Origin of the sequence: Methyloceanibacter sp., assembly GCF_050999895.1 — a bacterium.
Taxonomy (GTDB): Bacteria; Pseudomonadota; Alphaproteobacteria; order Rhizobiales; family Methyloligellaceae; genus Methyloceanibacter.
Window position 1 is genome coordinate 1 of sequence record NZ_JBPCOU010000089.1, and the last position, 12030, is coordinate 12030.

Annotated in this window: 13 protein-coding genes and 1 tRNA gene; 10 read left to right on the top strand and 4 right to left on the bottom strand. The window is 63.6% G+C overall.

All coding sequences use genetic code 11. The annotated features are described in order from the left end of the window. From ACR2J1_RS10130 to pyrF, 3 genes are all read left to right on the top strand, one after another. The coding region (locus ACR2J1_RS10130; RefSeq protein ID WP_434019206.1) for an AI-2E family transporter at window positions 1-682 on the top strand (682 nt) is incomplete at its 5' end. Window position 683: 1 nt separating this feature from the next. Then, a complete protein-coding gene (locus ACR2J1_RS10135; protein WP_434019207.1) occupies window positions 684-1262 on the top strand; it encodes an NADPH-dependent FMN reductase in 579 nt (192 codons plus the stop codon). Beyond that, on the top strand, window positions 1259-1969 hold the full coding sequence (gene pyrF / locus ACR2J1_RS10140; RefSeq protein WP_434019208.1) for an orotidine-5'-phosphate decarboxylase: 711 nt from the start codon (window positions 1259-1261) through the stop codon (window positions 1967-1969). Before ACR2J1_RS10135 ends, pyrF begins: the two co-directional genes overlap by 4 nt. A 4-nt stretch (window positions 1970-1973) precedes the next feature. Here pyrF and ACR2J1_RS10145 read toward each other — a convergent pair whose 3' ends face one another. Next, complete coding sequence (locus ACR2J1_RS10145; RefSeq protein ID WP_434019209.1) at window positions 1974-2207, bottom strand: DUF167 domain-containing protein; 234 nt, start codon at window positions 2205-2207, stop codon at window positions 1974-1976. Between the two features lie 97 nt (window positions 2208-2304). Beyond that, window positions 2305-2619 carry a YggT family protein gene (locus tag ACR2J1_RS10150; RefSeq protein WP_434019210.1) on the bottom strand — a complete coding sequence of 105 codons (315 nt, stop codon included), beginning with the start codon at window positions 2617-2619 and terminating at the stop codon, window positions 2305-2307. A gap of 140 nt (window positions 2620-2759) precedes the next feature. Between ACR2J1_RS10150 and ACR2J1_RS10155 the strand changes: the two genes are divergently transcribed. Continuing rightward, window positions 2760-2835: transfer RNA gene (locus ACR2J1_RS10155), tRNA-Ala, on the top strand. A gap of 28 nt (window positions 2836-2863) precedes the next feature. On the opposite strand, the gene ACR2J1_RS10160 is transcribed toward ACR2J1_RS10155, so the two are convergent. Further along, window positions 2864-3793 (bottom strand): SDR family NAD(P)-dependent oxidoreductase, encoded by a 930-nt coding sequence (locus ACR2J1_RS10160; RefSeq protein WP_434019211.1) that lies wholly within the window; start codon window positions 3791-3793, stop codon window positions 2864-2866. A gap of 169 nt (window positions 3794-3962) precedes the next feature. Between ACR2J1_RS10160 and ACR2J1_RS10165 the strand changes: the two genes are divergently transcribed. From ACR2J1_RS10165 to ACR2J1_RS10185, 5 genes are all read left to right on the top strand, one after another. Further along, complete coding sequence (locus ACR2J1_RS10165; RefSeq protein ID WP_434019212.1) at window positions 3963-4946, top strand: hypothetical protein; 984 nt, start codon at window positions 3963-3965, stop codon at window positions 4944-4946. A 109-nt stretch (window positions 4947-5055) separates the two neighbouring features. Beyond that, on the top strand, window positions 5056-5952 hold the full coding sequence (locus ACR2J1_RS10170; protein ID WP_434019213.1) for a Ku protein: 897 nt from the start codon (window positions 5056-5058) through the stop codon (window positions 5950-5952). 3 nt (window positions 5953-5955) lie between these two features. Beyond that, on the top strand, window positions 5956-6633 hold the full coding sequence (locus ACR2J1_RS10175) for a DNA polymerase ligase N-terminal domain-containing protein (protein ID WP_434019214.1): 678 nt from the start codon (window positions 5956-5958) through the stop codon (window positions 6631-6633). Further along, complete coding sequence (gene ligD / locus ACR2J1_RS10180; protein WP_434019218.1) at window positions 6594-8528, top strand: DNA ligase D; 1935 nt, start codon at window positions 6594-6596, stop codon at window positions 8526-8528. Before ACR2J1_RS10175 ends, ligD begins: the two co-directional genes overlap by 40 nt. A gap of 57 nt (window positions 8529-8585) precedes the next feature. After that, window positions 8586-9815, top strand: a complete 1230-nt coding sequence (locus tag ACR2J1_RS10185; protein ID WP_434019215.1) for a M23 family metallopeptidase — start codon at window positions 8586-8588, stop codon at window positions 9813-9815. Between the two features lie 29 nt (window positions 9816-9844). Here the strand turns inward: ACR2J1_RS10185 and ACR2J1_RS10190 are convergent, their stop codons facing one another. After that, on the bottom strand, window positions 9845-10759 hold the full coding sequence (locus tag ACR2J1_RS10190; RefSeq protein ID WP_434019216.1) for an NAD(P)/FAD-dependent oxidoreductase: 915 nt from the start codon (window positions 10757-10759) through the stop codon (window positions 9845-9847). A 320-nt stretch (window positions 10760-11079) separates the two neighbouring features. Here ACR2J1_RS10190 and ACR2J1_RS10195 point away from each other — a divergent pair, with 320 nt between their 5' ends. Continuing rightward, window positions 11080-11853 (top strand): extensin-like domain-containing protein, encoded by a 774-nt coding sequence (locus ACR2J1_RS10195; protein WP_434019217.1) that lies wholly within the window; start codon window positions 11080-11082, stop codon window positions 11851-11853. Window positions 11854-12030: the final 177 nt, after the last annotated feature.

The window sequence follows — 12030 nt, forward strand, 5'->3', positions numbered from 1 at the left end:
CCTCATGGAACTCTTGAGCCAGCTCAGCCCGTGGAACATCGCGACCGGCGCCACCGCGGTTGCGGGCTCGGTGCTCGGCGTCTTTACCGCCACGCTGATCGTGCTCTTTTTCGGCATCTACCTCGCAGCCGATCCCGACACCTATGTCAATCTCGCGGCGCGGGCAGCGCCGGAGGAGCGCCGGCACTCGACATACGAGATGCTGTTTGAGACCGGCGAAGTGTTGCAGCGCTGGCTGATCGGACAGGGCCTCGCCATGGCCGTGATCGGCAGCATCACCTATGTCGGCCTTCTCATTCTCGGCGTGCCCATCGCCTTCGTGCTCGCTCTTTTCGCCGGACTTGCGGGTTTTCTCCCCTATCTCGGGCCCATTATCGGCGCGGTTCCCATCATCCTCGTTGCCGGCGGCGAAAGCCTCAACCTCGCGCTCTATGCGATCGGTCTCTATGTCATCGTGCAGTTCGTGGAGAGCTATCTGCTGACGCCGTTGATCCAGGCGCGGGCGGTGTCGCTGCCGCCGGCGGTCGTCATCTTGAGCCAGCTCGTGCTCGGCTCGGTGCTGGGCATTCTCGGCATTGCGCTTGCAACCCCCATCGCGGCCGCGGCGACGGTGCCGCTCCGGCATGTTTTCGGGCGGGCCAAGGAGCCTGCTGCGAAACATCAAGTGACGAAGGAAGCCTAGGATGCGTCTGTTGTTTTTTGCCGGCAGCACCCGCGAAGGGTCCTACAACAAGAAGCTCGCGCGGCTCGCCCATCACATCGCCGAGGCGAACGGAATCGAGGGCGTCTTCGTCGATCTCAAGGATTATCCGATGCCGCTCTATAATGCGGACCTCGAAGCCGCCGACGGCCCGCCGCGCGAGGCGCGCGAGTTCAAGGCGCTGCTCGGCGAGTATCAAGGCGTCTTCATCGCAAGCCCCGAATACAACGCCTCGGTGACGCCGCTTCTCAAGAACACGATCGACTGGGTGACGCGTGTGCGCGCCAAGGGCGAGACCGGGCTCGAAGTGTTTCAATCCCGCGTGTTTGGCATCGGCGGGGCGTCGCCCGGCTATTATGGCGGCATGCGCAGCTTGCTGACGCTGCGGCAGATACTTTCCGTCGGCACGGGGGCGCTCGTCATTCCGCAGCAGATCGCAATTCCCCGCGCGGCGAACGCCTTCGAGGAGGACGGCAGCCTCAAGGACGAGGCGCAACAGAAGCTGGCCACCGGCACGATCGAGGCGCTGGCGATCGCCGCGCGAAAGTTCGCCGCATCATGATCGCTGCCAAGGACCGCCTCATCGTGGCCCTCGACGTGCCGAGCGTCGACGAGGCGACATCGCTCGTGGCAAAGCTCGGCGACAGCGTCAGCGGCCTCAAAATCGGGTTAGAGCTGCTTTTCGCCGGCGGCTTCAATCTCGTGCGCGCGCTCGGCGACCAGGGCCATGACATCTTTCTCGATGCGAAGCTGCTCGACATCGAAGCGACGGTCGAACGCGCGACGGCGGCCACCGCGCGGAGCGGCGCACGGTTCCTCACCGTGCATGCCCTCGACGCCAAAACGCTGACGGCGGCCGTGCGCGGGCGCGGCGACAGCAATTTGAAGCTGCTCGGCGTGACCGTGCTCACCAATTTGGCCGCGCCCGATCTCATCGAGCAGGGCATCGACCATCCGCTCCCGGAAATCGTGTTGCACCGGGCGATGCTCGCGCGGCGCGCGGGTTTCGATGGCGTGATCGCTTCGGGGCATGAAGCCAAAGTCGTCCGCGAGGCGGCGGGCGCCGACTTTCTCATCGTCACACCGGGCGTACGGCCGCGCGGAAGCGACGCACAGGACCAGGCCCGCGCCATGATTCCTGCTGAGGCGATCGTGGCGGGGGCCGATTATCTCGTGGTCGGCCGGCCCATCACCCGGGCCGCCGATCCCCGCGCCGCTGCGGACGCAATTGTTGGGGAGATCAGTCAGGGCCTCGCTCAGCGCCCCTAGAGACCTACTCCGCGAGCGCCGCGAGGCGAACGGCGAGGGTCTCTGCGAGCGCCCCGGCGTCACCTTCGACCATGACGTGCTTCAACCGCGACTTGCCGCCTTGCGCGATTGTCACCGTGGAGGGCGGCACGTCGAGCCAGCGCGCGACGAGTTTGGTCAGCGCGGCATTGGCGCGGCCTTCCGCCGGCAGCGCCCGCACGCGCACCTCGAGCATGGGGGCGCCGTCGAATTCTTCCACGCCTGCGATCTGATCTTCTGCGCCTTCGGCGTCAGGCGAACCGGCAGGATGATGCCCGATGCGGTTCGGCGCGGCACGAGCGTGGAAACGCTTCCGCTCAAGGATTGACGTAAACGGGCTCTTGAAAGGCCGGCAAGATCCAGCCGAGCAGGACCACGTTCTTAATAAAGAGCAGGAAAAGGATGAGGATCACCGGCGAGATGTCGATGCCGCCGAGGTTGGGGAGGATGGAGCGGATCGGCCGCAGCGCCGACTCTGTCACGCGATAGAGCGTGTCGGCAACGGTGTAGACGAAGCGGTTTTGCGTGTTGACGACATTGAAGGCGATTAGCCAGCTAAGGATCGCGGAGATAATGATCACCCAGATATAGAGGTCGATCACGTATGCGATAAATACAATCAAAGGAACCATCAACTCCTCCTGACGGGCAGCGGCATCATCTAGCGGAGGGACGGCGCGCAGGGCAAGCCTTGCCGGCTCTCGTTCGCGCGACAGGCACGCGGCGGTCGCTTGACAGGCCGTAAGGCCGATCCCTAAATGCCTTGACTTCAGGGGCCGTAGCTCAGTTGGGAGAGCGCAGCAATCGCACTGCTGAGGTCGTCGGTTCGATCCCGTCCGGCTCCACCAACCCTCGAAATTTGACGCGTGCCGAAGCTCAGCGGGCGCGCAGCCGCGTGTTCGGGGCCCTCACCCGCGGCTGTTTCGGCATCTGCACGTTGCCGTCCGCGTCCCGCACCCGGAACAGCATGCCCATGAAGGGCAGCAGCATAAAATACGGCGTGAAGCGGGAGCCGATCACGCTGAAGCGGTTGAACCAGCCTGCGACGATGATCTTTCGTCCCCGGACGAAGCGGCGGTAGCCGATGCGTGCCATCTTCTTAGGCGTCATCACCGGCAAGAAGCGCACATAGAATGAATTATCGCCGCCCGCTTTTGCATGCATATTCGTGTCGATGGGCCCAGGACACAGCACGCTCACGCGCACGCCGGTATACATCGTCTCATAGGAGAGAGCGCGGCTCAGCGAGATGACGAAGGCCTTGGAGGCCGCGTAGGTTGCTTGATAGGGCACCGGCATGAAGCCTTCGACCGAGGCGACGTTTAGGATGCCGCCGCGCCCGCGCGCGAGCATTCCCGGCAGGAACCTGCGCATGAGATCGACCACGGCGCGGACGTTGAGATCGGCGACGCGCTGGAGATTGTCTGGCTCCTTGTCCTGAAAGAAGCCCGCATACATGACGGCGGCGTTGTTGACGAGGATATCGGCGTGAAGCCCGAAGCTAGCGAGCGCCTGCTCGATCCCGGCGCAGCCGTCGACCGTGCTCAGATCTTGCGCGGTCATTCTCACCTGGACGCAGTGATCGGCCTCGAGCTGGCGCGCCGTCCGCGCCAAGGCTTCCTCGTTGCGCGCGACGAGAAGGAGGGTATGGCCGTTTCGCGCAAACTCCTCCGCCAGCGCGCGGCCGATACCCTCGGTCGCGCCCGTGATGACCGCGGCAGGCGCGGTCGGCTGTAGCGCCGGGCTGGTATCGTTCATCCTGACCTCGATGACATGGCCTTGCCGGACCGCACTATGGCCTGCCACGGCTTAAACCCATACCCAAGGTGGGCGCTAGGGCTTTGGATGCAAGGGTCGAATAGCCCTCCTAAATTGGGCGGCAAACGCTTAAAATCTCTGAAATGCGGCCATGACCGGCTTAGACTAGAGACGCCCGCCTTTGATTGTGAGGGTGTCAGGTCCAGAGGAAGCCCCTATGGCAGCGTTGCGTATCTTGCCGGTCCTGCCGCTCCTGGTGCTGGGCCTTGCCCTTCAGCACCGGCCCGCGGGCGCGGCAGACGGTCTGGCCGCTGCCGTCAAAGCCGCCGACGCCAAATATCTCACCGTTCCCGACATTACGGCCGTTAGCGACGCGCCGAAAATCGAAGCGGGCGGCTGGGAAAACGAAGGCGCGGTGCCGGAGCCCCGGGAGATTTCGCAAGGCGCGGTCAAGGCGGCGCTCAGCTATCGCGAGACAACGAGCGAGGGTGAAACGCTCCTCACCCCTATCGTCACCATCTCGGTCGACGGCAAGGAGGTGGCGAAACTGGGAGACGAGGATGTTGCCTTTCCGGACCCGCCCGTCAGCGTGCAGATCGCGGAGCTCGATCCCGATAACCCGCACCCGGAGGTCGTGGTCTCGTTCTATACCGGCGGCGCGCATTGCTGCTCGAATACCAGCGTGGTGACAAGCAGCAAGGACGGCACGGTCTGGAGCACGGTGGATGTGGGCCAATTCGACGGCGGTCCGCTGATCGCCGTCGATCTCGACGCTGATGGCCGCCACGAATTCGAGACCCGCGACAACGCGTTTCTCTACGCGTTCTCCTGTTACGCGTGCTCAGAGGCACCATTGGAGATTTTGGCGCTTGAGTCCGGCGCCGTCAAGGATGTCAGCACAGAGCCGAGCTTCAAGCCGGCCCATGAAGCCTGGCTGAAATCCATGATCGGCAATGCGCCGGACGAAGACGTGAACGGTTTTCTCGCCGGCTATGTCGGCGAGAAAATCCTGCTGGGCGAGGGCAAGGAGGCTTGGACGCTAATGCTTGCCCATTACGACAAAGCGAGCGACTGGGGTCTCGAACAGTGCGACCAGCCCATGGATGACCAGGGCGAATGCCCCGGAAAGCTCGCGGTCCTCACCTTTCCCGACGCCCTCCAACGTATGCTTAAGGAAAATGGTTATAAGGTAGAGAAGTGAGCGCATTTGCCCGATTTCCCACCGGAACCGGCTGGGATCGGGCACCGTTTGGTCTTGCGGGGCCCGATCCCGGGCCAGGGCTGAAGCGGTCTTTTCAGGAGTAACGTGTATGGCACCCCGCGCCTATTGGACTGGGCATTTACGTCTTTCGCTCGTCAGCATCCCGGTCAGGCTGTTCGCCGCGACCACCTCGGAGCGGAAGCTTGCCTTCCACCAGATCCACGAGCCCTCGGGGACCCGCATCCGCTACCAAAAGGTCGCTCCAGGCGTTGGGCCGGTCGAGAACGAAGACATCACCAAAGGCTACGAATACGAGAAGGGCAAATATGTCCTACTCGACCAGAGCGAGATTGACGACCTCAAGCTCGAGAGCAAGCAGACGATCGAGCTCGTGCGCTTCGTCGACGAGGGCGCGATCGACGCCCGCTATTTCGAGACGCCCTATTACCTTCTGCCCGACGGCGACCTCGCGGATGAGGGCTATGTCATCGTGCAGAAGGCGCTGTCGCAGACCGGCAAGGTCGGCGTCGGCCAGTTCATCCTCCGCGGCCGCAGCAATATCGTCGCCATCAAGCCTTGCGGGCGCGGCCTCCTGCTCGAAGTGTTGCGCCAGGGCGACGAGATCCGCGCCGCCGATCCGTTCTTCGAGGAGATTCCGAACGTCAAGGTCGACAAGGAGGCGCTGGAGCTCGCCGTCGAACTCATCGAGCGCAAGGCGGGCGCATTCGAGCCGGAGATGTTCAAGGACGAGTTCACCGACGCGGTGTGGGAGCTGATCAATGCCAAGATCGAGCATCGCGCGCCGGAGATCGTGACCGAGGGCGCGCCCACGGCAAAGGTCATCAACATTATGGACGCGCTCAAGAAGAGCGTGCAGCAAGGCAAAGGGAGTGCGTCGGGCAAGGGCGCGGCATCCGGGAAAGCCGCCTCACGCAAAAAGGCTGCCGCCGCCACGCGTGCGCCTGCGAAGAAGACCTCTCGCGCCCCGAAGCGGAAGTCGGCCTAGGCCATGGCGCGGGGGAAGAGCGACGATCTGCTGGCCGAATACAAGGCCAAGCGGGATTTCGCGAAGACCCCGGAGCCGAAGGCCGTCCCCGCGCGCAAAAAGGGCAACAGCTTCGTCATCCAAAAGCACGCCGCGCGCCGCACGCATTTCGATTTCCGGCTCGAGCATGACGGCGTCCTGAAAAGCTGGGCCGTCACCAAGGGCCCGAGCCTCGATCCGGCGCAGAAGCGCCTCGCGGTCAGGACCGAGGACCATCCCCTGGAATATGGCGGTTTTGAAGGGGTTATTCCCAAAGGCGAGTATGGCGGCGGCCCGGTCATGATCTGGGACCGCGGCACCTGGGAGCCGATCGGGGACCCCGACGAAGGCCTCGCCAAGGGCGACTTCAAATTCACGCTGCATGGCAACCGGCTGAACGGCGATTACGTTCTCGTGCGGATGAAGAAGGACAAGACCGGCGGCAAGCGCGAGAACTGGCTCCTCATCAAGAAGCGCGACGAGCATGCCGAGGAGGGCGGCGAGCCGACTGAGCAGCACATGACGAGCGTGAAGAGCGGCCTCAGCATGGAGGAAATCGAGACGGGCGACGTGCCGGTCTGGTCCTCCAACGCTCAAAAAAAAACTCCGCCGTCTGGAAGCATATCGGGCGCGGCAAGAAAGCGAAAACCCGCGGCACGTTAGCGCCGGACTTCGTCGCGCCGCAGCTTGCGAGCCTCGATACCCACGTCCCCGAAGGCCCGAACTGGCTGCATGAAGTCAAATATGACGGCTACCGCATCGCTGCGCGCAAAGAGGGGAAAAGCGTCACCCTGTTCAGCCGCAGCGGGCTCGACTGGACCGCGCGCTTTCCCGCGATCGCCAAGGCCATTCTCACGCTCCCCTGCGAGAGCGCGCTGATCGACGGCGAAGCGGCGTTCGTGCTCCCGTCCGGCCTCACCGACTTCAAATCGCTGCAAGAGCATATCGACAGCGCGCATCCTTCCATCCGCTATTTTGCGTTCGATCTGCTATCGCTCGATGGCAGGGATCTCCGCGACGCGCCGCTCAGCGAGCGCCGGGGGCTGCTGCAAAAATTGATGTCCGGGAAGCGCGTCTCGGATTGGCTCGTCTATTCCGATTCCCTGCAAGGGTCGGGACGGGCATTCTACGATCAGGCCTGCCAGACCGGTCTTGAGGGCATCATATCCAAGCGCGCTGACGCACCCTACCGATCCGGGCGCGGCAAGAGCTGGCTCAAGATCAAATGCACGCGCGGCGAGGAATTGGTGATCGGCGGGTATAGTCGTTCCGATGTCAAAACCCGCGCATTCTCCTCGCTCCTGCTCGGAACCTTCGAGGACGGCAAGCTCATCTATGCGGGCAAGGTCGGCACCGGCTTCAATCAGCGCGACCTCTCCGCTCTTGCCAAGCGCTTCAAGCCACTGGAGCGCAAGACCTCGCCCTTCGAGGCGGTTCCCACGGCGGAGCGCAAAGGCGCGGTGTGGCTCGAACCCGAGCTTGTCTGCGCTGTCAACTATGCGGAATGGACACGCGACGGGCGGCTGCGCCATCCAAGCTTCCAGGGACTGCGTGAGGACAAGCCTGCGCGCGACGTCCATCGCGACAAGCCCGTCAATCAGGAGGCCGACATGGCAGCGTCCGCACCCGCTAACAAACGCGCGTCAAAGGCGAAGGACAACAGCGAGCCCGTCTTCGACGGAATCACGCTCACCAATCCCGACCGCGTGCTTTATCCGGAGATCGATTTCACCAAGCTCGACCTCGCGCGGTATTACGAGACGGTCGCGCCCTACATGCTGCCTTACGTCGTCAAGCGTCCGATCAGCCTCGTGCGCTGCCCCGAGGGCCACACGAAGGAATGCTTCTTCCAGCGCCACGTGATGAAGGGCATGAGCAAGGCGATCAAGGAGGTGCCGATCCCGGGCGGGGAGAGCAAAAAGAAATATCTCTATGTCGACGGCGCGGACGGGCTGTTCGGCCTCGTGCAGATCGGCGTGCTTGAGATTCACGATTGGGGCGTGAAGCTGCCGAAGGTGAGCGAGCCCGACCATATCGTCTTCGATCTGGACCCCGATGAAGCACTGGACTTCGCGACCCTGAAGGATGCGACCGTCGAAGTGCGCGACTTCCTCGCCGAGCTCGGTCTCACGACATTCCTCAAGGCGACCGGCGGCAAGGGGCTGCATGTCGTGGCGCCGATAGCACCGAAGCTCGGCTGGGGGGAGGTCAAGGCCTTCACCAAGGCCGTTGCCGACGCGCTCGTTCAGGTGCGGCCAGACCGCTACACCGCGAACATGGCCAAGAAGGTCCGCACCGGGAAAATCTTCGTCGACTATCTCCGCAACCAGCGCGGCGGCACGGCGATCTGCAACTATTCGACCCGCGCCCGGCCCGGCGCGCCGGTCGCCTGCCCGCTGCGGTGGGACGAGTTGAAGGCGCTCAAAACCGGCGCGCCCTACACGGTCGAAACGCTGCCGGCACGGCTCAAAGCCCAGGAGCGCGATCCCTGGGAGGGCTATTTCTCGACGCGCCAATCGATCACGGCCAAGGCGCGGAAGGCGCTCGGCCTGACCTAAATTTGAGATATTCTATCCGTATACAGCGCGCTTGGCACAGCAAGGGAGACGCAACGCATGCCTATTCGGTTCTTCACGACATGCTTCTCGGCGACCAGCGCGGCACTAGCTATCGCTCTTCTCCTCTCCGCCTCGCCGTCGCCGCTAAAAGCGGGAACGATCAGCGCCGACGAAGTCGTGTCGCCGCTCGTGACGATGCCGATTGCCTCGCCCAGTCCCGTGCTCGGATCGGACGACCGAACACATCTCGCTTATGAGCTCGTGCTGATGAGCATGGCGTCCGGCACGGTGACGATCGAAAAGGTGGAGACGCTCGATGAAGCGAGCGGCAGCGTCCTCAACACACTCGAAGGCGATGCGCTCACGCAGATGCTGCGCCTGAACGGTGGCGCCAAGGGAAACGTCCTTCCGGCCGGCGGCTCCGGTATTCTGTTTATAGATGTGACGCTTCCCGGGGACGCATCGATCCCCAAAGCGGTGAAACACCGCATCGAGATTTCCGCCGAGAAGTCGCCGGCGCCCAAAACCGACGGCGATCGCGATCCGGCACCGGAACCCGCCGAAGACATCGTTTTCACGAGCGATGCGCTTCCTGTAGGGGAAGCCGCGGTCGTGGTCGCGCCGCCACTGAAGGGCAAAGGCTGGGTCGTGGGCGGCGGCTGCTGCACGCCCTATTCCTATCATCGCGGCGCCACGCTTCCCATCAATGGCGGCATCCGGGTGGCGGAGCGCTTCGCCATCGACTTCGTTCAGCTCAACGCTAAAGGCATGCTCGCCACGGGGCCTGCGGACAAGGTCGAAAGCTATGCCTATTTCGGTGATGCGATTCACGCCGCGGCCGACGGCACCGTCGTCGCCGTCGAGGACGATCTGCCAGAGCAGATCCCGGGCAAGCTGCCCGACGACGCGACGATCCAGATGGCGGGCGGCAACTACACCGTGATCGATATCGGCGACGGACGCTTCACGTTCTACGCCCATATGCAGCCGGGCAGTTTGAAGGTGAAGGCCGGCGATAAGGTCAAAACGGGGGACGTGATCGGGCTGCTCGGCAATAGCGGCAACACCGATACGCCGCATCTGCATTTCCATGTCATGGACGGGCCTTCGCCGCTTCTCAGCAACGGACTGCCTTACGTGTTTACGTCCTTCACCGGCGCGGGGCGCATCACCGACGAGGATCCCCTGTTCAAGGGCGGCAAGGTGAATATCGACCCAAAAGCCTTGGGCGGCGCGCATAAGAACCAGCTGCCGCTCAATCTCGAAGTGATCGATTTCCCGCAATGAGTGACGGGCTCGCGCCTTCGTGGCGGGCCCTAACGTCCCTTGCGCAGGCGGTTATGGATGTCGGTCGCGGCGATGGCGCCCTCGCCCTGCGCGACGCTGATCTGGTTCAGCCCGCGCACGAGATCGCCGGCGGCGTAGAGTCCGTCAACGCTCGTCTCCTGATGGTCGGTGACGTTGAGACAGCCTTCCGCGTTGGCGGTCGCGCCGAGATCGCGCGCGAGCTTGCTTTGCGAGGTCGAGCCGAGCGCCGAATAGACGGTATCGAAACGATGCTCGGTGCCGCCGAGATCGAAGGCCTCGATCGCGTTATTCTCGATATCCACGCGGCCGATTGAGGATTCGATGAGCTCGATCTTTGCCTCCTGCAGATTGCGGCGATCCTCTGGCGTGAGCGATGCCTCGTCGCGATTATGGATCAGGGTCACGTCGTCGGAATAGGTGCGCAAGAAGAGCGCCTCGGCCGCGGCTTTGCTGCCGCCGCCGATGATGCCGATCTTCTTGTCGATCACCTCATAGGCGTCGCAGATGGGACAGATGCGGAGCAGCCCGCGATCGATGGCGCGCTCGACGCCCGGCAGCTCCGGGTCGTTGTCGACGACGCCGGTTGCAAGCAGCACGAAGGACGCATGCAACGTCTCGCCGTCGAAGGAGACGCGGAACCCGCCGTCTTCCTCGCGCGCGAGGTCCGTCACCTCGCCTTTGCGGAACTCGGCGCCGTAATCCTTTGCCTGCGCTCTGATCCGCTCGAGCAGCTCCGGCCCCTCGATGCCGCCGGGAAAGCCCGGGTGGTTATGGGTCTTGGGGATACGCCAGACCCTGCTCTCCCCGCTATCGATGACAAGGACCTTACGGCGGAAACGACCGAGATAGATGGCCGCGGTCAGCCCCGCGGGGCCGCCGCCGATGACGATGGCATCCCAAGTCTCTGTATCCTTGGCGGCCACGGACGAACCTTTCATTCCCGACAATCCCATCCTATATGCAGCGCTTCCCGCAACAATCGAAAGGAGGTGATCCAGTGTCTCATTGTCATAGCCCGCGGTCGCAGGCACGGCTGACCTGGATTCTCGCCTCTCGTGAGATCTAGGCGTCGTCTCTTACGACGCTAAGACGAGCGGTCCTTGCGGTCCGCGGTCGACAATGGAAGGGCTGCCCAGACCGGGCGGCCCTTCTTTTTGCGGCCGGATAGCCGCGTCTTGGGGGGCACGACACCTTTCATTAGCATTGAAGGATTATTCAGACCCTTGGCCGCATTTTACAGGGCATGGGGGCACGTATTGCGTCTTTTGCCGCCCTTTTCGCGCTGCTCGCTTATCTTGCGGGCTGCGGAGGCGGCGGCACCTTCAACGACGGGCAGCGTGCGCCTTGGCGCGCCCAGGTCGAGAATGCGTGCCTCGCGACCGGCGTCGTACGCGCCACCGCCTATGTGCAGCCGATGCAGACGATCGACGGCCCCGGCGTGTGCGGGCTGGTGCGGCCGCTCAAGGTCTCGGGCGCGCTCGGCGGCACGGTGGGACTGAAGCCTCCCGCCACTATCGGCTGCCCCATGACGGCGGCGCTCGAGCGCTGGATCAAGGGCGCGGTGCAGCCCGCCGCCTACCGCTATTACGGCCAGCCCGTCATCGAAATCCGCCAAATCGCGTCCTATAGCTGCCGCGGCCGCAACGGCAACAATCGCGGGCGGATCTCCGAGCACGCCTTCGGCAACGGCATCGACATTGGCGGCTTCCGCCTCGCCAATGGGCAAGAGATCAGCGTGGTCAAAGGCTGGTGGCGCGGCAGCCGGCGCGATCGAGCCTTCCTCGCGGAGATCTATTCAGGCGCCTGCGCCGAGTTCTACACCGTGCTTGGGCCCGGCGGCGACCGCCACCATTACAACCATTTCCACCTCGATCTGCTCGTGAGCAACGCCAAGGACGGCCGCCATTTCTGCCGGCCACAGCCACGGCGCGGGAGCATCCCGATGGCGCAAGCGGCCGATCCCGTCAGCACAGGCACCATCAAGCCTATCCCCTTTGTGGGTCCAGGAGAGGATTGATGCGGAAAAGTCTCGCCCTGTGGCCGGTTAGCAACTTCGCTACGCCGCAACAGCGTTATGATCACTGAGTCGGAGGAAGCTGCACCGGAGACGGCAAAAACACTAAGCAACCCAACGGCCTAACCTTCAGGCAGATTGGAGAGGGACAATGGCAGCAGAGTCATTGGTGCAGATGCT